Origin of the sequence: Acinetobacter sp. yr461, assembly GCF_900110445.1 — a bacterium.
In the GTDB taxonomy this organism is placed as follows: domain Bacteria; phylum Pseudomonadota; class Gammaproteobacteria; order Pseudomonadales; family Moraxellaceae; genus Acinetobacter; species Acinetobacter calcoaceticus.
Genome location: NZ_FODU01000003.1, coordinates 173,561 through 194,687, shown reverse-complemented (window position 1 = coordinate 194,687; position 21,127 = coordinate 173,561). Strand labels below are relative to the sequence as shown.

Annotated in this window: 27 protein-coding genes; 8 read left to right on the top strand and 19 right to left on the bottom strand. The window is 34.1% G+C overall.

Translation table 11 applies throughout. From position 1 onward, the window contains the following. Positions 1 to 156: 156 nt before the first annotated feature. Entirely contained in the window at positions 157 to 384 is a 228-nt protein-coding gene (locus tag BMW38_RS07265; RefSeq protein ID WP_092707156.1) for a hypothetical protein, read from the bottom strand. Between the two features lie 290 nt (positions 385 to 674). On the opposite strand from BMW38_RS07265, the gene BMW38_RS07260 reads away from it, so the two are divergent. Both BMW38_RS07260 and BMW38_RS07250 read left to right on the top strand, forming a co-directional pair. Continuing rightward, a complete protein-coding gene (locus BMW38_RS07260) occupies positions 675 to 1,118 on the top strand; it encodes a universal stress protein (protein ID WP_004643207.1) in 444 nt (147 codons plus the stop codon). A gap of 257 nt (positions 1,119 to 1,375) precedes the next feature. Then, positions 1,376 to 2,962 carry an ATP-binding cassette domain-containing protein gene (locus BMW38_RS07250; RefSeq protein WP_213031118.1) on the top strand — a complete coding sequence of 529 codons (1,587 nt, stop codon included), beginning with the start codon at positions 1,376 to 1,378 and terminating at the stop codon, positions 2,960 to 2,962. Between the two features lie 66 nt (positions 2,963 to 3,028). Here BMW38_RS07250 and BMW38_RS07245 read toward each other — a convergent pair whose 3' ends face one another. Both BMW38_RS07245 and BMW38_RS07240 read right to left on the bottom strand, forming a co-directional pair. After that, the gene (locus BMW38_RS07245) at positions 3,029 to 3,457 is read right to left on the bottom strand and encodes a DNA breaking-rejoining protein (protein ID WP_092706920.1); all 429 of its coding nucleotides are present in this window, start codon (positions 3,455 to 3,457) and stop codon (positions 3,029 to 3,031) included. A gap of 177 nt (positions 3,458 to 3,634) precedes the next feature. Next, positions 3,635 to 4,747: an OmpW/AlkL family protein gene (locus BMW38_RS07240; RefSeq protein ID WP_092706918.1), complete on the bottom strand. Its 1,113-nt coding sequence runs from the start codon at positions 4,745 to 4,747 to the stop codon at positions 3,635 to 3,637. Between the two features lie 391 nt (positions 4,748 to 5,138). On the opposite strand from BMW38_RS07240, the gene BMW38_RS07235 reads away from it, so the two are divergent. Further along, a complete protein-coding gene (locus BMW38_RS07235) occupies positions 5,139 to 5,645 on the top strand; it encodes a GNAT family N-acetyltransferase (RefSeq protein ID WP_092706916.1) in 507 nt (168 codons plus the stop codon). Positions 5,646 to 5,738: 93 nt separating this feature from the next. On the opposite strand, the gene BMW38_RS07230 is transcribed toward BMW38_RS07235, so the two are convergent. The 4 genes from BMW38_RS07230 to BMW38_RS07215 form a co-directional block, all read right to left on the bottom strand. Beyond that, the gene (locus BMW38_RS07230) at positions 5,739 to 6,101 is read right to left on the bottom strand and encodes a NirD/YgiW/YdeI family stress tolerance protein (RefSeq protein ID WP_092706913.1); all 363 of its coding nucleotides are present in this window, start codon (positions 6,099 to 6,101) and stop codon (positions 5,739 to 5,741) included. A gap of 247 nt (positions 6,102 to 6,348) precedes the next feature. Continuing rightward, complete coding sequence (locus tag BMW38_RS07225) at positions 6,349 to 6,636, bottom strand: hypothetical protein (RefSeq protein ID WP_092706911.1); 288 nt, start codon at positions 6,634 to 6,636, stop codon at positions 6,349 to 6,351. 273 nt (positions 6,637 to 6,909) lie between these two features. Beyond that, positions 6,910 to 7,041, bottom strand: coding sequence for a hypothetical protein (locus tag BMW38_RS07220; RefSeq protein WP_004643213.1), 132 nt, complete (start codon positions 7,039 to 7,041; stop codon positions 6,910 to 6,912). A 153-nt stretch (positions 7,042 to 7,194) separates the two neighbouring features. Continuing rightward, the gene (locus tag BMW38_RS07215; RefSeq protein ID WP_092706909.1) at positions 7,195 to 8,064 is read right to left on the bottom strand and encodes a LysR family transcriptional regulator; all 870 of its coding nucleotides are present in this window, start codon (positions 8,062 to 8,064) and stop codon (positions 7,195 to 7,197) included. Positions 8,065 to 8,299: 235 nt separating this feature from the next. Here BMW38_RS07215 and BMW38_RS07210 point away from each other — a divergent pair, with 235 nt between their 5' ends. After that, positions 8,300 to 9,154, top strand: coding sequence for a DMT family transporter (locus BMW38_RS07210; RefSeq protein ID WP_092706907.1), 855 nt, complete (start codon positions 8,300 to 8,302; stop codon positions 9,152 to 9,154). 56 nt (positions 9,155 to 9,210) lie between these two features. Here BMW38_RS07210 and BMW38_RS07205 read toward each other — a convergent pair whose 3' ends face one another. Both BMW38_RS07205 and BMW38_RS07200 read right to left on the bottom strand, forming a co-directional pair. After that, a complete protein-coding gene (locus tag BMW38_RS07205; RefSeq protein ID WP_092706905.1) occupies positions 9,211 to 9,474 on the bottom strand; it encodes a hypothetical protein in 264 nt (87 codons plus the stop codon). Between the two features lie 596 nt (positions 9,475 to 10,070). Beyond that, positions 10,071 to 10,385, bottom strand: a complete 315-nt coding sequence (locus BMW38_RS07200) for a winged helix-turn-helix transcriptional regulator (RefSeq protein WP_092706903.1) — start codon at positions 10,383 to 10,385, stop codon at positions 10,071 to 10,073. A gap of 110 nt (positions 10,386 to 10,495) precedes the next feature. On the opposite strand from BMW38_RS07200, the gene BMW38_RS07195 reads away from it, so the two are divergent. Then, on the top strand, positions 10,496 to 10,912 hold the full coding sequence (locus BMW38_RS07195) for a carboxymuconolactone decarboxylase family protein (RefSeq protein ID WP_026055625.1): 417 nt from the start codon (positions 10,496 to 10,498) through the stop codon (positions 10,910 to 10,912). Positions 10,913 to 10,998: 86 nt separating this feature from the next. Here the strand turns inward: BMW38_RS07195 and BMW38_RS07190 are convergent, their stop codons facing one another. The 6 genes from BMW38_RS07190 to BMW38_RS07165 form a co-directional block, all read right to left on the bottom strand. Beyond that, positions 10,999 to 11,574, bottom strand: coding sequence for a lysozyme (locus BMW38_RS07190; RefSeq protein ID WP_092706901.1), 576 nt, complete (start codon positions 11,572 to 11,574; stop codon positions 10,999 to 11,001). A 15-nt stretch (positions 11,575 to 11,589) separates the two neighbouring features. After that, on the bottom strand, positions 11,590 to 12,099 hold the full coding sequence (locus tag BMW38_RS07185; protein WP_092706899.1) for a hotdog fold domain-containing protein: 510 nt from the start codon (positions 12,097 to 12,099) through the stop codon (positions 11,590 to 11,592). Positions 12,100 to 12,285: 186 nt separating this feature from the next. Then, positions 12,286 to 12,486 (bottom strand): hypothetical protein, encoded by a 201-nt coding sequence (locus tag BMW38_RS07180; RefSeq protein ID WP_003652344.1) that lies wholly within the window; start codon positions 12,484 to 12,486, stop codon positions 12,286 to 12,288. A 144-nt stretch (positions 12,487 to 12,630) separates the two neighbouring features. Then, positions 12,631 to 12,900, bottom strand: a complete 270-nt coding sequence (locus BMW38_RS07175) for a hypothetical protein (RefSeq protein WP_092706897.1) — start codon at positions 12,898 to 12,900, stop codon at positions 12,631 to 12,633. A gap of 289 nt (positions 12,901 to 13,189) precedes the next feature. Then, complete coding sequence (locus tag BMW38_RS07170; protein ID WP_092706895.1) at positions 13,190 to 13,564, bottom strand: TonB C-terminal domain-containing protein; 375 nt, start codon at positions 13,562 to 13,564, stop codon at positions 13,190 to 13,192. Between the two features lie 151 nt (positions 13,565 to 13,715). Next, positions 13,716 to 13,940 (bottom strand): hypothetical protein, encoded by a 225-nt coding sequence (locus tag BMW38_RS07165; protein WP_092706893.1) that lies wholly within the window; start codon positions 13,938 to 13,940, stop codon positions 13,716 to 13,718. Between the two features lie 309 nt (positions 13,941 to 14,249). On the opposite strand from BMW38_RS07165, the gene BMW38_RS07160 reads away from it, so the two are divergent. Continuing rightward, on the top strand, positions 14,250 to 14,771 hold the full coding sequence (locus BMW38_RS07160; protein ID WP_092706891.1) for a hypothetical protein: 522 nt from the start codon (positions 14,250 to 14,252) through the stop codon (positions 14,769 to 14,771). Between the two features lie 33 nt (positions 14,772 to 14,804). On the opposite strand, the gene BMW38_RS07155 is transcribed toward BMW38_RS07160, so the two are convergent. Next, the gene (locus BMW38_RS07155; protein ID WP_092706889.1) at positions 14,805 to 15,254 is read right to left on the bottom strand and encodes a carboxymuconolactone decarboxylase family protein; all 450 of its coding nucleotides are present in this window, start codon (positions 15,252 to 15,254) and stop codon (positions 14,805 to 14,807) included. A gap of 23 nt (positions 15,255 to 15,277) precedes the next feature. Further along, on the bottom strand, positions 15,278 to 15,652 hold the full coding sequence (locus tag BMW38_RS07150; RefSeq protein WP_092707151.1) for a cupin domain-containing protein: 375 nt from the start codon (positions 15,650 to 15,652) through the stop codon (positions 15,278 to 15,280). Between the two features lie 141 nt (positions 15,653 to 15,793). Between BMW38_RS07150 and BMW38_RS07145 the strand changes: the two genes are divergently transcribed. Then, positions 15,794 to 17,209: a MocR-like pyridoxine biosynthesis transcription factor PdxR gene (locus BMW38_RS07145; protein ID WP_092706887.1), complete on the top strand. Its 1,416-nt coding sequence runs from the start codon at positions 15,794 to 15,796 to the stop codon at positions 17,207 to 17,209. A gap of 287 nt (positions 17,210 to 17,496) precedes the next feature. Further along, complete coding sequence (locus BMW38_RS07140; RefSeq protein WP_092706885.1) at positions 17,497 to 17,892, top strand: Fur family transcriptional regulator; 396 nt, start codon at positions 17,497 to 17,499, stop codon at positions 17,890 to 17,892. Positions 17,893 to 17,934: 42 nt separating this feature from the next. On the opposite strand, the gene BMW38_RS07135 is transcribed toward BMW38_RS07140, so the two are convergent. Further along, positions 17,935 to 18,618, bottom strand: coding sequence for a Fe2+-dependent dioxygenase (locus tag BMW38_RS07135; RefSeq protein ID WP_092706883.1), 684 nt, complete (start codon positions 18,616 to 18,618; stop codon positions 17,935 to 17,937). 93 nt (positions 18,619 to 18,711) lie between these two features. Then, on the bottom strand, positions 18,712 to 20,946 hold the full coding sequence (locus BMW38_RS07130) for a TonB-dependent receptor (RefSeq protein WP_092706881.1): 2,235 nt from the start codon (positions 20,944 to 20,946) through the stop codon (positions 18,712 to 18,714). Positions 20,947 to 21,127 lie beyond the last annotated feature (181 nt).

Sequence of the window (21,127 nt, the reverse complement as noted above, 5' to 3'; positions counted from 1 at the left end):
AAAAATAAAAGCAATTTATTCTATCGAGTTTATAAACGATTGCTGTTTTCAAATGTTGGTTACACTATTAATTTGTTTCATCATACAATAATCATGTTATTAAACTTATTTAGTGTTATTTTACTTTAATAAGCAGTGATGTATTTCACATAAATTTTATTTGATTTCAAAGTAATGCTTTTCAGTCACAAGTTTAATTTTTAAATTTTTATATAACCGCTCTTTTGAATCTTCGAGCGACGGAACAACTTTCTCTGCAAATTTATCTTCAGTCATGAGTCTGGCATACGTTTTATAACCAACGACTAATTTTTCGGGTTCTTTACCTGTTTGACGAAACTCTTCAATGAGTTTATTGATTTTCTTTGCTGTTAAATCAGCCATCTTCATCACTCTCCCCTTAGTTTACTATTTTGTTATACGTTTTCTATATGACAGAAATATGAACAGTAATTTTTTGTAATTTTCATATAAATATTATCAATTATTCAGCAATAGCTCTTAAACTCCATCACAATCAATATAAGAATAAACATAAGCAAATGATTTAAAATAATTTTATTTAATTTCCCTTTCCTTTAGTCGAATAGATGTTTACCGAGAATGAAATATGTTAATCTTTAATTAATAAATGCTTCATACATATAACAACTGTAAATAAGAGGAATAACATTATGAATTACCAACATATTATTGTACCTGTCGATGGTTCTGAAATTTCTTTAGCAGCAGCAAGACAAGCAGCTCATATTGCAAAGGCATTTGGGAGTAAATTGACCGCTATTAGCTTAGTTGCGGTAGATCCTTTTAGCGGCGTAGATTTTTATTACATCTCACCTGTTGTAAAAGATTATTTTGTTGAAGCACGTGCCAATGCAGAAAAAACTCTCGCAAAAGTAAAAGCTTTATGTGCTGAAGAAGGTATTGATGCCGAAACTCAGATTATCCAAGGTGAAATTTCTTCAGATGGTATCTTAAAAGCTGTAGAAGGCTTAGGTTCCGATTTGATTGTGATTGGTTCTCATGGTCGCAAAGGCTTCCAAAAGCTTATTTTGGGTAGTTTTGCTCAAGATGTTTTAAACAGTACCAAAATTCAGGTATTGGTTGTAAAAGAATAAACTTTTTTAGATGCAAAAAACCCAATCCAATGATTGGGTTTTTAATAAAATAGATTGTATAAATTTTACACTAGCCAAAAACCCAGATAGAATAATTTCTTATTCTTTCAATTTCGTGAGTCACGCCAATGAAGTAAGTCTTTTTTCTCATCATTTTTTCTTTTTTTGATGTGCAAAATAGACTATTTTTGTGATTTAACGTCTCTGCTTAAAACTGCTTTTTCCTATTTTGTACATCCTGTATTTATGAGGTTTTTATGACTCAGCAGGCATGTGTAATATCACAGCTGACTTTAGAATTTCCATCTAAAGTCATGTTTAAACAACTAAATTTTAGCCTTGAATCGAATCAGGTGTCTGCCTTAATTGGCCGTAATGGTCAAGGTAAATCTTTGCTTATGCAAATGTTAAATCAGACGCTTAAAGCAGATTCAATTCTTACATCTGGACAAATATCTTGGCATGTAAAACATGCTTATTTACCTCAACTACATCGGTTAACGGGACTGACCATAGCTGAAGCATTAGATATCTTAGACATTTATCAAGCTTTTAAAAGAGTTGAGCAAGGTGTTGCCAACTTCGATGATTATGATTTGTTAGAAGGTAAATGGGACTTCCCCACCTTATGGAATAATTTATTGGAGTCTGCGGGTTTACCAACAGATTTAGACTTTCCAGTTAAAAACTTAAGTGAAGGTCAAAAAACCAAATTGGCTTTAAGCTGTTTATTTCTAAAATCAGATCACTACTTACTTCTCGATGAACCCAGTAATCATTTAGATCAAGAATCTAGAAAATGGTTAATTGACCACTTAAGAAAACACCCAACAGGCACTTTAATTATTAGCCATGACCGCACTTTGTTGAATGAAGTAGACCATATCTATCACTTAAATGAACATGGCTTACATCACACAACTGGAAACTATGAGAAATTTGATGAGCAATATCAAACTCATGTTGCAGCTTTAGAGCAATCTGTTCAACAAAGCCAACGCGATGTTAAACAAATGAAGCAAAAGCAACATGATGTATTAATGAAAGCTCAAAAACGTGAACGTGCTGGCAATAAATTACGTGAATCAAATTCTCAAGCCAAAATTCTGCTCGATTTTAAAAAGGAACAAGCGGGCCAAAGTATTGCGGCTATACAGTCTCGGCACCAACGACAAATTTCAAATAGTCAAAATGATTTAAAAGACAAAAAAATGCGTCTTGAAACCGTCAAGTCACAACAGTTTGTCTTCCCCACTTTTCATAAAAAATCTGGAGAAATTCTTCGAATTAAAAAACTCAAACTGAAATATGGAACTCAACAACCCATAGATTTAGCTGTACAAGCAGCCCAAAAAATTCACATAACAGGTCAAAATGGAATTGGAAAATCGACTTTGCTTAAAGCAATTAATGCACAGAAGAATCAGTCCTGTGACAGCATTCAATTATTTGTAGAGTGCTTTTATCTCGATCAAAACTTTAGCTTTTTATGTGATGACATGACTGTTACTGAGAACCTAACTCACATGAATAGCGACGTTTCAGAATTAGAGTGGAGAAATTTATTAGGTCAACTTCGAATTCGCGGTGATAAAAGTACTTATCTCTTGTCACAGCTAAGTGGGGGTGAAAAACTCAAAGTAGCTTTATTAGCGCTTAGCCAGTTACATCCTACCCCCGAACTCCTGTTATTAGATGAACCCGAAAATCATTTAGATATTGAATCTAGACAATTATTAGCTACTGCTATTCAGAGTTATGAAGGTGCTGTATTACTAGTTTCACATGATCAAATGTTTGTTGAAAGTTGTGGCATTTACGAGTCATTTTCTTTAACCGAATAGTGACTATCTCTATCATTTTTCAAATTTACTAGTTCTCATTTGAAAGCTAGTAAATTTTATAAAATATTATTTTTTTACTTTATTTAATAATTCGAAATCTAGACTATATTTCACAGTTTTATGTTTACGAGCACTATTACGCATTTGATAAACTTGAATAATATAATCGCCATCAACTGGCAAAGCGAGCTCTCCTTTCGATCCTACAGTTGAACCAATTAATAATGCATTATCTTTACCTGGTTTTTTCCCCGGTGCAAAAATATTGACATAGGCTAAATTACCAAGACTATTAATATTAAATTTTAATACTTGTCCATTCTTTGCATAAACCTTGTACCTTACATCATCATAGCCCTGAAATTTTCCAGTTAATGTGGTACTCCTTGAACCTTGTAAAAAATTAACTTTTTGCTCAACATTTTTAGCTAAAACAGAGAATGATGTAGTTGAAATCAGTGTAGATAATAATAAAGTTTTAATGATTTTTTCCAATTTCCAATCCTCAAAATAATTTTAAAATTATTATATTAAAAATACTTTTTATAAAATTTTACTTTATGTATGAGTTTGATAATTAGTAGTTGTTTTTTATAACCAGTAACAAATAAAGTATCTCAAAGTTCCAGCTTTACTTTCTCTTTGAGATACTACATTTAAACAATTAAAATTTTAGAACCGATAGCCTACCCCTAAATAGGTAATCAGTGGATCAATATCAACTTTTGTTGTTGCGTGTATTAAGCGAGTACCCGTATTTTGATTGACTACATCAATTTGTGCTTTATTGCTCAACTTTGCATACGATACTGAAGCAACCGTATACCATGAATCATTAAAATCATAAGTAAAGCCAGCAGTAAAAATAGGAGCTATCGCATCATCGGCATCAACATTAACAACCATTTTTCCACTCGATTCTTTTCGGTCTAAAGCTGCTCCTGCTTTACCATCTAACACATTCTGAATCATATGGCCTGCGGAGACTAAATCAGAACGAATCCCATCATTGAGTTTAATATCATTAAAATGGGCATACATTAAACCAGCTCCAATATAGGGTCTAAACTTATTTACCCCACTTTTACCAAACTGATATTGTGCTTCTATGGTTGGCGTCCATGCTCGAATAGATGCAGCTTTAGATTTATTCCCTAGGTTGGTAATTGGAATCGCTTGACCCAAGGTAATCCCATTAGGAAAAAGATATTTCACCAAGTCATTGGGAGACATTGCGACTCCGCTTAATGGCGCTAAGATTTCTCCTTTTCCTTTAATATCTACTTTAGGTGGAATTCCGCCAATAAATTGTAAAGACACATGATCATTAAGATAATAGTTAAAGGTTAAACCCAACGTATCTGCATCATCGACCTCAAGACCTGCATCATTTTGTTGCCAGTTTTCTATTCCATGGATCGTCGCAGTACCAGAAACTTCGGGTTTAATATTACCGTTGGCATCAAGAATAATCTCTCGCATGTACTCATCTTTTAAAGCTAACTCTAGAAACTCCTTTTGATTAAAGACTTCTCCTCCTAAGTCTATTTCAGTGGCATTCGGATCAACCGAATTTAAAAAACTTGTTGTTGAAATAGTACCGACTTTAGCAGCGGTTCCATTTTTAACAGCTGTATTAATATTAAATGGATTAGCTTTACCCTGTGGCATTACATGTATCCAACCAGCAGAGACAGAGAATCTTTTAAATTCCTGCGCATAACTCATGCTCGTTATTACATATAATGAACTCACTATTGCTATTTTTATTACTCTTTTTTTCATTTTTATTCCATCCTAGAAATATATTGCTGATTTTGCAATATATGTATGGAATATAGACAAGTTGCCGTTTTTATCAATCGGTATATTTTAAAACATAATTAATTTAGATAAACTCATCAATTTATGCTGTTAATTACATGAAATAGTTATCTAATTTTTCTGACAAATGGAAACATTATGAAAATAAATAATTTAACGATCGGTAAAATACTTTAAAGTTTTAAATAGTCTGATTTTAATACTCGTCCGCTTTTCTGATTGAACCAATTAGATAGAAATGAGGTCGAAATTTAACTCCACGCCTCACTACTATTTCGAAAAAAATTAAAGAAGTTAACTTAATTTAAAAAATTAAAGCGTATGATTGGTCAATAAATAAGGAAGAATTTTAATGAATATTACGGTTCGTGATGAACGAAATGAGGATATTGAAGCAATAGAAAAACTAACAAAAGCAGCTTTTGAAAATGCTGAGCACACTAGTCATACAGAACATTTTATTGTGAGTAGTTTAAGAAACCACCGACAATTGATCATTTCTCTAGTCGCGATTGAAGACGGATCTATTGTTGGACATGTTGCTATTTCTCCAGTTCAAATGAGTTCAGGGGAAATGGGTTGGTATGGTTTAGGCCCTATTTCTGTTCATCCAAATAAACAGGGGCTTGGTATTGGCTCGCTTTTGATGAATAAATCACTAGAAAAATTAAAAAAATTAGGTGCAAAAGGATGCGTTTTACTGGGTGATCCCAACTATTACAGCCGATTTGGTTTTAAAACCTATCCCGAGTTAATTTTGCCCGATGTACCAAGTGAATATTTCCAAGCCTTAAGTTTTTCAGGCAAGATTGCTAAAGGATATGTAAGCTATCATGAGGCATTTAATGCAACACAATAATAAAAATTATCGTCGTTAAAAAGAGAACTCCTCTGGAAATAGGAGTTCTCTTTTTTGTTTGCTTTGAGCAATATTTATATAAATGATCTGGTTTTATTTAACACGCTCAATCTTAAAAACCTCAATATCAGTTGGCTTAACTCTATGAGTGTCCACCTCTCCTACAACACGGACTTTATCTCCAGCTTTTAGTTGTAAAGGCTTCCACAAATCATCATCTACATCAATTACAATTGAACCTGTAGCATCTTTAAACTCAAAATGATCACCAGCAATATGCTTTACGATCGTACCCGTTAAAGTTACTCCAGATTCATCAGCCAAGGTTTTTGCTTTAGACACCGTGACTATATTTTTTGTCGCTTCTTTTAATAAGGCAGCATCTGGTTTAGCCAATACCGCATTACTACCCAATAAAGCCAACCCAGTGAGTGTTGCTAAGAATATTTTTTTCATTACGATGACCTACTTTTAATGTTCTTAGTTATATAAACAAATTCTTTTAAAGTTATAGATTTAGCTTTTGTGGTTTTTTGTATCTTATTAGAGTCTTTGTTTAATGAGGATGGATAAAAACAACAAATAGTTTCTTTAAGTTTTTTCTTCCAACAACCATTTTGAGCCTTTAGTTGTGTCGTTAATTTACTTAAGAAAACGCTTTCCTTAAGTAAATTAAACTCAGCATTAAAATATCACTTAATTGTTAAGCAACAAGTTGTCCTAAATTCGATAAAATATTTATGGCTTCCGTTTCATCCTCTGTTTGCCCAACAATCATTCGGTCATATGAAATTCCACCAATCTCAATATAAATTTTCGGATTTGGAAGTTGAGGGATATAAACTTTTAGTGGTTGATAAAGAGCTAGAAGATAACCAAATGAATCATAAGGATAATGATCATTTTTTAATGTCTTCTTTATCACCATGTAAGTGTTCAAGATATCTAGAATAAAACCATATTCATTTTCAGAATGAAATTTAGCGTCCATACCTACCTCCTTGATTAATTAATATTTTTATAATCAAATTTAAAGGTTAAATTTCTGATCTGATGGCATTTGAACCAATTTACTTTAAATATAGAGTTATATTTAAAATGATTGGTGTTGGATTTAAATATATTTAAAACCTAGCATATTAGTCAACATATTTTGAACAGCACCATTAAAAATAAATATTGTGAGTTACAAATCACACTTTAGAACAAAGATACAAAGATATAAAAAAGCCCATCTTACGACGGGCCTAAGTATTCATCTAGATTATGAATCTTTGTCCATTGAATGAGGGGTTGTCGTTTTATCTTGCTGTTTTGTATCGTTTTCACCTTGGCAAGCGCTCACACTTAAAGAAATAATCGCAGCTAAACCTAAGGTAGCCATAATTTTTGTCATACTTCGCCTCATGAATTGTTGTGATTGATGAGTTAATAAATACTTTTTATTCGTTTTACGATCAGCATATGTTTCTAGGCTTTTTTGTAGATTTAGCGCAAAAATGTAAAGCTCTTTAGTTTTACATTTAAATATCAACTTAAGATTTGGCCATTAAACGTTAACTGAGTGTCTGAGCGTTTTAATGAGTAATTCATATAAGTGATCTACAGCCTTCGACTCTAACGATGCTCTACTCCGATAAACCGCAGCCTCCATCGGCTCTAAAGGTCCTAGGCCATGATCTGCACCTAATATAGTTAAATGCTCAGGAGCGCTACACTGCGTAAACACGGCGATTGCTAAACCACTTTCAACTGCTGCAATTTGACCAGCTAAACTTGAACTGTTGTAGACCACACGATAACGGCGCCCTTGTAATGCTAAAGAATGAATAGCGCTCTTTTTGGCTTGGCTCGTACTTTCATAAACTGCAATGGGGAGTGGATCTTCTCGCCAAAGTTCAAACTGTGGAGACCCTACCCATACCATTGGTTCATGAAATAAAAGTGTTCCTTGACGAGCGTTATCTCTCGAAATTAATGCCAAATCTATATCACCACTTTCTACCCGCGGAATTAAAGACGTAGATTGTTCACAGATCAATTCGATTTCAACACCTCCATAACGTGGTGCAAAACGCTTGAGTACGGGTGTTAAATATTTAGCAGCATAATCATCGGGTACTCCAAGGCGTATACGGCCCTTCAACTCATCTCCATGAAATGCCATTTGTGCTTCTGCATGTAAGTCAAGAATACGGCGTGCGTAACCTAAAAGTAGCTGTCCTTGCGACGTTAATTCAATTTGTCGGTGCGTTCGTATTAAAAGTTGGCAATGTAGAGCTTCTTCTAATTTTTTCAATTGCATACTAACAGCAGATTGCGAACGATATAGCTCAGGCGCTGCATTTGACAATGAGCCTGTATCTACTACTGTGACAAAACACTTCAGCCAATCAATCTGTAGGTTTTTTAAAGTCATTACAATTTATCTATTCGATTTTCAAATAGTATATAAAAGAATTATGCGCTTTTCTTTACCTATTCTCTCTTCCATACTGAAATCATAATAAGTTCAACGCGATTTATTTGCCCTATTCACAATTTTAACCAATATCAGTACATGATTAATGACTGAACAAGACATTAATAGCCGCACTTACTAACAATTTTATCACTTCGTATTTCTTAGGTATTACACACTAGGAGGAGGTTTTATGCGCCTAAATAAACAGATGCTTGCATCACAAAGTGCAACATCCGCTTTTGTTTTACTCTGGGGTAGTGCCGCAATTTTTACTCGATGGGGGTTAGATAATGCCTCACCCATAGCATTATTAATTCTACGTTTTTCTACTGCTTTGATTGTTCTGTCGTTACTTGCTCTTTTTAGAAAAAGACTTTTACCCAAACATGGAACTCGAAAACAAGTTCTACTTACTGGGTTGCTTATTATTGCAGGTTATTCAATTTGCTATTTTAAAGCGATGGCCCATGGGGTCACTCCTGGTTTAATGGCAACAATTATGGGAATACAGCCCATACTCACGCTTTGTCTTATGGAAAAGAATTGGCAAAAAGAAAGGCTATTAGGTTTATTCATTGCTTTAGCTGGGCTCATACTTTTAGTCTGGAAAAGCCTGACAATGTCTTTTATTGCTCCAATTGGTGTGCTGTTTGCCTTAGCTGCTCTCATCTGTATAACTTTTGGGGCCATCATGCAAAAGAACATTCAACAAGCCCCGACTGATGTCTTACCTCTACAATATGTAATCAGCCTTGTCGTCTGCTTGTTTATAGTTCCCTTTGAACATTTTGAAATCACGTGGAATTCACAACTGATTATTTCAGTCTTATTTCTCGGAATTTTAATTTCTGTAGTTGCTCAGCTTTTACTTTACCGACTTCTAAGTCAGGGCAATATTGTAAATGTGACAAGCCTGTTCTATCTGGTCCCGATCGTGACTGCACTTTTAGATTTTCTAATTTTAAAAAATAAGCTACCGCTGGCAGGCTTAATAGGAATGATTGCAATTTTACTGGGCTTAATACTCGTATTTAAAAAGAAATAATTCTTAAAAATTTTAGGATAGAACCCTCAATCGAGGGTTTATTTTTAAGTAAAAACTTAGCCCAACTTTTTCCAATCAGTTCCAATTTGAGCTAATGCGGGTAATTCATCACTATTAAAAACATTAAAATTTCGGTCAATGGCAAATCGGTAGATAGGTATCGAATCAGCTTCAGTTTTCTTAAAGAAACTGAAGTTTTCAGTAGGGTGATAATTACCAGCTTCTGTAAATTTCTTTGCTGTTCCTGAAGGTATATGAATATAACTTTCACATACTACTTCAACGTTCTTTCCAGCAAGATCTTGATATGAAAATTTCATGTTTCAATCCTTTTTAAATTTTTATGATTGAGAAAAACTTAACATGCTATTTGATAAGATTACGGAAACTTTTTTCAACTAATTGTTTAACTGTGTATATTTGGTTAAAACTAGAATATTTTTTAAAGATAAAAACGCTAATCAAATATTAAGCACCTTTCAAACACTTTAGTTAAGTCTATTGAAAGACGATATGAGTAATTAAGATGTTTTAAATAACTGTCATAAGTTTTCTTCTTTCTTGCTTCAATTTCAGATATACTGCACTTAGTATGAGATGAGCCTTATATAGTTCATTGCTAGATCAATGAACGACTAAGCCCTTCGCTTTCGAGCAAGGGCTTTTTTAACGCCTATAATTTGAGAAAATTATGCCTATATGAACTGTTCGGTCGGCCATTGGTTTGCCTTTATAGAGCAGGTCTGTTAGATTGGTCTTGTTCATCAACTCCTATTGTTGATGAATACTGAAGCCTGATTCGTAGCATCAGGCTTTTTTTACACCTAAAACTTGTATAAATGATCCTGTCAAAATGATGACATATGATCTCGGCGTGACCTGAAACAAAGTAAATAAAACTATAAAATAAACTGCACTATCTTACTTTTAGCCAAGAGCCAACTTCTTTTAGCACCTCAACTAAACCGTTTAATTTCTTACCATCTTCCGTCAATGAGTACACAACTTTAACAGGAACTTCCGCAAAAACTTCTCTGTTAATAAAACCTTCCTCTTCAAGAAAACGTAATTCCAAAGTTAACATTCTTTGAGAAATATTAGGAATTGCTCGTCTTAACTCATTAAAACGCATAGGTCTTTCGATGAGAAATGAAATAATTAACATTCTCCAGCGACCACCCAATACTGTCATTGCCTCTTCCACAGAACAGCCAGAAATATTATCTTTCATTGTCTAATTAGGTATAAAAAATATACCTATATAACAAAATAGTGCCTAATTTACAATCTATACCTAGTGATGAATAATAGTTTTTTATTACGAAAAAACTGGTCTATATGATGGAATATAAGGAAGTTGCTAAAAAAACGATTAATCATTTGTACTCAGCACATGCATCTATACGAACCTCAGGCATTGATCCTCAGATAGTTGCTTTAGCTGAGTTATATGTGTCACAAATCAACGGCTGTGCTTACTGCTGCGCTTTTCATGCTCAAGAATTAAGAGATATGGGAGTAAGCCAAGAAGTCATTGATAAAATTCCGGGGTATAAACATTCAAATGTCTTTTCAAAGAAGCAGTTTCTTGCTCTTGAACTTGCAGAGGCAGTCACTTTTCTATCTGAAAAAATTGAAACTGTAAAAGCTCATTTAGCCGAGTATTTTAATGAACGAGAGATTGTAGAGTTGACCACTAGCATTTCACTCATGGGAGCATTAAACAGACTCAGAATCACCTTAGGGGATAAGAGTTAATCGATTCAATTCCTATATGAAAAAGCCCTGACCATTCGAGGCTTTTTCATGACTTTTTAACCAAGTTTAATAAAAAATTGAGACAACTACTTTGATGATAAAAATAACTTCTTTTCCATTGCACGGCGATTAACCAGCCCCTGCAAACGCTTACCGCCTGCATTTACCCATACATCAAACTGGTTTGCTGCTTCTTTGTAATCACCTGAATTTAACTTTTTGAGTAAGGTCGAATGTTTAAAGGCACCTACCCCAATGTTATAAGTTAAAGAGACTAATGCATCGAATTGATTCTGTTTTAAAGGCACTTTTACAGAACTATTTACTGCATGCTCAAATATCTTTAAATCATGCTGCATATAAGTTTTAGCTTGCTCAAGAGTGCATCGGTCTCCTTCACTTACACGCTTACCATTAGGATATCGCGTCGTGCCATATCCAATAGTCCATACGCCAGTACCATCATCATAAGCACTGAGCTTTAACCCTTCAAAATTACAGATTTGGTTTACACCTTCCACACTAAGAGACATCTCATCAACAGCAACTCCTATCAATTCATCGCCATGGTCAGTTGCCATAGCAATGAGGTCATCCGCTGTTGCATCTTGCTGAGGCTTGGCAGTAAAAATTTTGCGGAGATAATCCAATATTTTTTGCATTTAATGCCCTGTTATTTACTTTTTCTCTGTAACCCAAAGCGTAATATATCCTTGAACTACTGGTTGCCCATCCGCTCTATAAGCGTTAATTTTTATTTGCATATCTCCAACCTTCCATTCCTCATCAATTGTTGCAACTAACTTAATATCAGAATCTGCCTTAGCGACATAATTTACACTCATACCTTTAGGTAACCATCTTAAATGTTGAGGCACAGATGCTTCAGCTAACACTCCCATGACAAATTCCAATCCATTACATATCGCAATAACGTGTACCGTCCCGATATGATTTTCGATTGATTTATTTTTTTTGATTGAGGCTTCACACACGTCTACATCTAATTTTTGGATAATTGGATTTACAGTCTGAAAATATGGAGCGACTCGACTAACAATTTTTGATAATAGCGTTAATCCACCTGGTACTGTTTTCAAAGTCCTAAATGCGAGCAGAACATCATTGACAGGTGGAACAGCTTTATTTTTGATTTTGTTGGTAAATGTAGAAATATAATTACTCATAGTTTTACTTCAATTGGAGAATAAATCATTCAATAAATATATATGTACACATCTCTACACTCATTGCTTAGTTCTCAATTTTTTGAGTCATTAATGATAATAATTGAATAACCTCTGACGTATCGTACTTTTCAGATAAAAAAGTCAAACCTATTAAAAATGCCCAATATGGAATTGGGCTTTGAGTTATTGTTCGATTTCGATGGGATCCCCATCTTCAGGGCGAATGTGTCGCTCACCATCATCTGCCGGATCTACACTTGAGCCATCTTTTGTAATGCTGTTATATAACTCATCCTCTTTTTTATCATCGATGAATTCTTCATCGGCAAAATCGAGAGGTTCTTCATCATCGTCAAAATTTAAGGGTTTTTCTTCATCTATCATGAGATTCATCCTTTACTTAACTTGTGTCACTCCATGCTTAAATAATTAACGGATACATTCAACCCCAAACAATCATCATTTGTGTAACTGACACTTTAAGATACATTTATCCCCGCTAAAAAGAGGTTAATGAACTCTTATAAATTAGCTTTTATTATTTTCAAGATGGTTCAAAATACTACTAATTTTTAAAAGCAAGTAGCCGAACAGTAGCCCATTAAATATAATGAAGAGACCCACTGTAATCATTTCTTTAGACCAGATTTGAATAATATCAAGATTATCATTTCTTGTTTCAACTTGCCCATATGACAAAATAAAGGCCAGTCCTGCCACAATTCCAAATAAAATTACGCTCCACGCTACAACTGAAGTTGCCTTACTTTCTTTCAGAGATTTCTTTGCTTCATTCATACTTCGTCTTTAACATATTTATGGATTCACATATTTTTTATAATAATTTAATACCCTTTTAAAGTTTTGTTTATGTTATGTTTTGATAGCAATGTAACTAATGTTTATATTTTGTTTGCTAATAAATAAAATGTCTTATTTGTTATCTAGAATCAGAATGAAATATTTATTTTAAAGAAAATCTTTATAGCAATTAAACTAACTATTTTCGGTATTTCATGAAACTAGAGAGCAAATTTATATACATTAACAATTTTAAATTCGCCCCTAATAATTAAGAAGAACTCATTTATTTCGCCTGAAATTTCATATTGAATCTTCTTGCTTGTTTTCTTACTTCTGGATTGGAAGGCAAAGCAAATGGACTTGCACGCCAGATCGCTTTTTCAATACTTGTTTTAAATTTTTGTTCTTCTTTATCTAAAAAGATGATTTGCTCAATTTCCCCACTATCACTTAAAAATACTTTAACACTTGCACTCATCCCTGTAGAAGAATTTGGAACTTCCCATAATTTATAAATTTTCTTTTGATATTGTTTTTTATATTTATCAGCCTCAGAAGTGATTTTATTATCAGTCACTTGAACGGGAGTGGCTTGTTTATGACCAGTAGTACACCCAACTAATAAAAATAAAGAAGCAATAATAGTGAATTTTTTCATTTTAAATACCTTTTTTCAATAACTAAAATTTAACAGTTTAAAATTTAAAAAACCACCCGAAGGTGATATTAATCATTAATTATTCCTCATCAACAAAGGTGGTAAGCCACGCTTATTCCACCTTTTTTTTAAATTAATGCTCTATTTTTCATTAAAAAGGGACTTCATAACGAAAATTCATATTTGAATTCTCAGGCATATTATAGATATCTTGATCGGTAAAAACTCCGTGTTCAGGTGTTTTAAAATTATTAAAGGCTTTATTTTCTGGAACAATTGGAGACTTATTTAAGTAATTTTCTTGAGAATTATATGTAGATGAAGCACAGCCAATCAGCCCAAAACCCAATAAAGATATAACTAAAAACGTCTTCATAAATTTCGTCCACTGTTATAAAAACCACGTAACTTAACAAATTGAATCGCCCTTGTCACACCTGTACTATTTAGTTGAGCTTAACAATAAATTTAAAAGAAGTATTTTAAAAAATTAGAATCTGTTACGGGGCAAATATTAAAATTAGATAATGGACAAACACTCTAAAATGAAGGATTTTAGATCTTATATTATATAAAGTTTTTTGCGGAGCTCTCAATAGAACTTCACGCAAATCTGTCCATTCAACTTGTTGTTGACCAGATGATCAAATACCCTAAAAATTTAACCTTTAAAAAATAAAATTTAATGTTACAATACAGTGATTTACTCAATTTCAATTGGACTTCAAAAGAAATGAATAGATTGTTATTAACTTTTTTATTTTTAAATATTAGTCTTTTTTCTTCCTCTGCATTTTCTGAAACAAACACATTTCAAATGAAACAAGAATATAGCTACCCCAACTTTAATAAGCATAAGAGCATGCTTGCAGTAAACGCGAATTCTCAAGAATATAAATTTAATGGGCAACCAAAAGACTCTTCTAATTCTGCCGCTCATCATCAAAATGTAGATTTTTTTGAGATTGCGAAACAGTATCAAGAAAATGAAGCTAAGCCGTCCTACTCTACTGATGAAACAGTCAATATGAGTGATCATGAGCGTAGTCTTTACTACATTAGAAATCATGATAATGTAAATATTCAAAGAGAAATTCATGGTCAGCAGTTTAAATCGCTAAAACAGCAGCGAGATAAAGGCGTAATTTCCAACGATGTATATAAAGAAAAGGTCTACAAAATTTTAAGCCAACCTTCTTTTAAATAAGTTAGAAGCCCTCGCTAGAGGGCTTTTTGAATATTACTTTGCGGCTTGGGGGGTATTTCTAAAACTAATTGCCATACGGTTATATGCGTTCATCAAGCTAATGGCTATCGTCAAATCAACCAGTTCTTTTTCATCAAATACCGAATGGGCAAGTTGATAAATATCATCAGGTACTCCAGTAGTAGAGACTTTAGTTACTGACTCAGCCCAAGCTAAAGCTGCTCTCTCCCGTTCATCAAAAAGATGTCCACCTTCTTGCCAAGCCTGAACTAAAGCTAGTTTTTCAATTGCTACGCCTTTCTTGATTAAATCTCTCGTATGCATGTCCAAACAATATGCACAGTTATTAATTTGCGATATACGTAGATAAACCAATTCAACTAACTCTGCTGCCAAACCGCTTTGCACTACGTAGCTATAGACACCACCTAGAGCTTTAACACCTGCTGGAGCGACCTGATTATAATCAATACGTTGAACCATAATAGACACCTGTTTACTTTCAATTATTTTACTGGGGTAACTAACTCTTTATCGTCAGTATCTACAACAAATACTGCCAATAGCTTTGCTGGTTTAGTCTTACTTATATTGCGACTAATAGAATGAACTGCTCCTGGCTCTTCAAACCAACTCTGACCTGCCTGATAAATTTTTGGCTTCTCACTATTCACTTTAGACTCAATGCTACCCTCAACCACATAGGCATATATAAAAGATGATTTCGCATGAGTATGAGGAATAGAAGCACCACCAGGCGGATAATCCACCTCTAAAGCGATAAGAGACTTGCCCGGTATATTAGAAATTGCATGTTCAAAATTAGGCGTAACTTTTTCCACTGGCTCCTGTGCCATAGATGGTGTAATACTCGCAAGCATTAGACCTATACCTAAAAAGAATGTGCTTTTGATTATTTTCATTTCAAATTAAACCTACATAAAGATAGGAAGTTGTTTTTATTTTATAGATCCGTAGTATAAATTCATGAACCAAAAATGCATTAAAAGGCTGTACCACGCATGTATCAGCAGCTCAAAATCAATTTAGATCGCAAATTAAAGACTCCATTAGCTGAACAAATACGCCTTGGGATTGAACAAGCTATTATTTCCGGGACGCTACAACAAGGTGATCGTTTACCCTCTTGGATCGATTTAGCCAGTCAACTTGGTGTTTCTAGAGGGACGGTAAAAGTTGCATATGAAAGACTTGCCGATGGCCAATTTATCATTGCATCCAGATCACAAGGTACACGTGTTGCCTATCAAGCAGTTAAGCCACCCTCTACTCAAGATGATTATAAAAATAGTTCGTTTACACAGATGTATTTAGATATGACAACTGTGCAGGGCATTTTTCAATTAGGCGTCCCCTCGAAAGAAATTTTTCCAGCAAAGTTATTTTCAAAAATCAGATCAAGATCTGTGCGTAATGAATCTAGTGGGTGGCCTAGCTATCCAGACGCTCGAGGTGAACATGGTCTTCGTCGAGAAATTGCTGCTTATTTAGCTCTATCAAGGGGCATTCAATGTACTCCTGACCAAGTATTTATCACTTCAGGTTTCTCTGGTGGGCTGGGCCTTACGTTGCATGTTTTAGGATTAGGTGGAAAAAAGGCATGGGTTGAAGATCCCGGTTTCCCTTTCTCTAAACATGCGCTTGAAGTTGGAAGACTGGAAATATGTCCAATCCCTGTTGATAAAGATGGGATAGATGTAGAGTTCGCAATGAAAAATGTACCGGATGCCTCCCTTGCATTAGTCACACCGGGACAGCAAGCACCTTTAGGAATGTCACTTTCTTTGACCAGACGATTAAAGTTACTTGATTGGGCTAACCAGAACAGAAGCTGGATTATTGAAGATGATTATTTAGGAGAATTACAATTAGATGGCCGAGCAGCACCCGCTTTATTTTCATTAGATACTGCTGGAAGAGTTATTCATTTAGGAAGCTTTAGTAAAACAATTAGCCCCAAATTACGGATAGGATTTGCAGTTGTACCTTTTCACATGATTAATCACTTTGCAGAAACGACAGCAACTTTAGTACCCGCTCCATCTCCATCTTTACAACTTTCAATTCAAGAGTTTATGCATGAAGGTCATTTTTTAAGACATTTAAGACGAACAAAAAGAACTTATAGTGCTCAGCGTGATGAATTAATTAAGTGTTTAAAACGATTTAATCTGCAAACCTATACTGCTGGCTTATCCGTACTCATTAATTTACCGCCCTCTTTATCTGATCAAAAAATTGTGAATGAAGCATTAGCTTTCAATTTGGCTCCCTCTCCATTATCACTTTGGTACCAAGACCCTAAAAATGCTGTTTCAGGTTTAATGTTAGGTGTTGCAACCTCACCCTTATCAAAAGTAAATCAGTCATGTGAACAGTTAGTAGAGATCATCGAGCAAAATAAAGTTCAGTCATAAAAAACTTTAAAGTTTAGTTGCACAGTCAATATGGCTTTTACACTACTTTTTATTCGTATTAATTAGTACTTTAATGTTCTGCATCTCATAGTTCTATTTGGAAAAATTGGCTTCTAACTTTTACTATTTGAATTAAGCATTTTTACTTTTTATCATAATACTTTTTATACCAAATGGTTTACAATTAAGACTAACATCATTGGTTTTAAAATAGATTTTTTTACTTACTACTAAAAAATCCTTAGTAATCAATTTAAATATAAATAAGCCATTAGCAGAGGAACTAAATGGATTATCACCAAGAGTTAATTGAAAATGGTTTATCGGCTACGCCTTCGCGAATTGCTATTTTCCGTTTTTTACACGAGAACGATAAGGGAATAACCGCAGAAGAAATATATCTGTTATCCCAAAAGAAAAACCTAAAAATTAGTCTAGCCACTACCTATCGTACTTTAGCGGAACTTGAACATAGAAAATTAATTAAAAGAGTTGTTTTGGGTAAAAGTAATAGAGGAATTTATAGACCAGCCTCTAATAAAATTAGTTTAAATCTTATTAATACTCAAACTGGCAAATCTCATCCTTTCGAATATGATGAAAAAGTAGAAGAACTATTAGAATGTTTATTGAAAAAAATTGATGAAAAAGCATTAAATATTGAAGTAAATGTCTATAAGTAGCGTATTAAATAATTTACGCTACTTCATTACTTTTCTTGTTATTTAAACCTCAGCCCACTTACGAATTAAGTTGTGATAAGTATTTGTTAAGTTCAAGACTTCTTTGTGATCATCACCCAGTTGCATACGTAAGTTTTGAATAGTTTGATCTAGGTTAAATAACATATGTCGCTCTGCATCATCACGAATCATGCTCTGTACCCAGAAAAAAGATGCTATACGACAGCCTGAAGTAATAGCTGTCACTTCATGTAGACTGGTAGATGGATACAAAATCATATCACCAGCAGGCAATTTAATTTCGTGATATCCATACGTATCTTCAACTACCAGTTCCCCTCCCTCATACTCTTCTGGTTCACTTAAAAAAACTGTACAAGACAAGTCTGTTCTTAAACGCTGATTACTACCACGTATGAGCCGTATTGAATTATCTACATGAAAACCAAAAGATTCATGATTTTCATAACGATTAAATAAAGGCGGTATAATATTTAGTGGAATTGCAGCAGATAGGAATAATGGATGTTTTCCTAAAGCATCAAGGATGATATTACTCAGTTGATGGGTTAAAGGATGATCTTCAGGCAATTGTTGATTATGTTTTACTGTAGCTGAAAGTGTACCAGCAGTGACTTTTCCATTAACCCATTCTACTTTGGCCATTTCTTGACGGAAAAACTGGACTTGTTCTTTACTAAGTACATTAGGAATATGGTGAATCACGGCGATACCTTTAAAATAGCTTTAATTAATAAAATAGCCTCAAATTGAGGCTATTTTAGATTACTTCTTTAGACTAATAAATTTTTAAACTTATTAGTATTTGAAGTTAACGGATAATACTGCACTACGTCCTTCTGCTTCAGTTGCATAGTGTGAAGCATACGCTTTAGTAAAGTAACGCTTATCAGAAAGGTTATTTAAGTTAAGTTGCAAGTTAACATTCTTGTTAACGTCATAACGAGCCATCGCGTCATATCGAACATACGATGGAACCCATTTTGTATTAGCTGCATCACCATATACTTTGTCAGCATAGAAAGCGCCAGCACCCACAGTAACTTGTGGCAATACTTTATATGTAGTCCATAAAGTTGCTGAGTTTTTAGGTACGTTTGGAAGTTGCTTGCCTTTAGCTGCATTTTCAGGAGTACATACACCAGCACGACTACAACTTGGCCCTGGATCAGTATTTTCACTATCTAAGTAGGTGTAACCTGCGCTCATAGCCCATTTATCAGTGATATTACCATTTGCTGAAAGTTCAATACCATCAACTTTACTATCACCACCATTCGTATAAGTACTTGAGTCTACTTGAATACGTGTATTTTGTTTCTCTGTACGGAAAATGGCAGCAGTCAAATTAAGTTTTTCATTTAAGACATTCCACTTTGTACCAAGTTCAATGGTTTGGCTTTCTTCTGGCTTAAGGTCCATATAAGCTTGACCAATTGACTCAGAACCATCACCACTGTCTACACCTACAGGGTTTGCAGATGTTGCGTAACTCGCATAGATACTGCCGTTTTCGGTAGGCTTAAAGGTGATGCCAGCATTGTAAGTAACAAAATCTTTATTACTTTCAATTTTTGCTCCAGTCGCATTTGTTACTTGCTCTGTATCAAATTTATCCCAACGAACGCCTAGATCCAATAACCATTGAGGATTAAATTCAATGTTATCTAATAGATAAACCCCAGTAGTCTTAGTGGTAGTTGTAGTTGTTGCTTTATTCGCAATACGGTCCCCTAACCACACATCTTTAGAATTAGGGTTTGTTAATGAAGTACACCAAGCATCGTTTATAGCACAATCACTATTGAAACCACCTGTTGTAGAACCCGCATAACCTGGGTATGTAGTTGAATAACTACCTTTATCTGACTCTTGATCGCTGTATTCTGCGCCAACATTGAAACTATGCTTGATAGCTCCAGTATTAAACTTACCTCTTAAAGATAACTGATCGGTAAAAATATCAGTGTCTGTAATTCGAGAGTTAATACGACGCCAAACTTTGCCGTTTGCTACATTACCTTTTGAATCATCTGGTTGAGTCCAAAGATAATCATTTTTTGATTTACTGTAGAGTAAAGTGTTACTAAGCGTAAGATTTTCATTTAAATCATGTTCTACTTTAAAAGTACCAATATGATTTTCTTGTTTTTGGAAATCACGACCTTTTAAGCCATAGTAAATACCTTGTTTAACATCAACAGGTTTACCAACAGTAGCCTTCTTAGTCGTATCGTAATTATATGGAACACCTGAATCCGGAGTGTCATCAGATCTTAAGTAGTAATAACTTAAAGTTGCGCGTGTTGGCGTATCTAATCCAAATGTAATGCTAGGCGCGATACCTACACGCTTGTATTCAGCACCATCACTTTGACCAGCTTTTTCATTTTTGTGCCCCATTAGGACAACGCGAGCAGCCGTACCATTACCAAAGTCTTTATTACCATCTAAGGTAATACGTTGGTAGTTATCGGTACCAGCTTGAACAGAACCTTCTAAAGAGTCACCTTTTTTAGCCACTTTAGAAATCATGTTGATGCTACCACCAACAGAACCTGCCCCGCCCATAGAAGAAGCAGAACCTTTAGTCACTTCAACTTGCTCAATAGCAAACATTTCACGGTTTTGTGATGATGAGTTACGAATACCATCAACGTACATTGAACTTTCTGAGTTGTAACCACGAATAAATGGTCGATCTCCATTCGGGTTACCGCCTTCACCTGCACCTAAGGTAATGCCTGGTACAGTACGAAGTGCATCACTCAATGTATTTACTTTCGTATCTTCAATAAGTTGTTTTGAAATTACTGAAACTGATTTTGGAGTATTTAACAGAGGTGCTACGAATTTAGAATTAGCCGATTTATCAACTTTAAGGCTCTGTACAACTTCTGCATCTGCTTGAACATGAATTAATGGAAGTGGTACTGAATTTTCCTGAGCAGCCATTGCTGTTGTAGCTACAATTGATAATGAAGAGGCTATTGCTGATTTAGCAATCTTCTTGCGAGACTTAATAAATTCCATATGTATTTTGTGTGTTCATGTAAATATTAGCGCGAATAATAATGATTATTGATTAATAAAACAATAATTTAATATAAAAATCCTATAACAAATGTTCAGTAAAAATTAATAATTCTTTGATTTTCATTAAAAATATTTATTAAATTATTTTCCTTTTCACACAAATAGCTTTAAAAGTCAA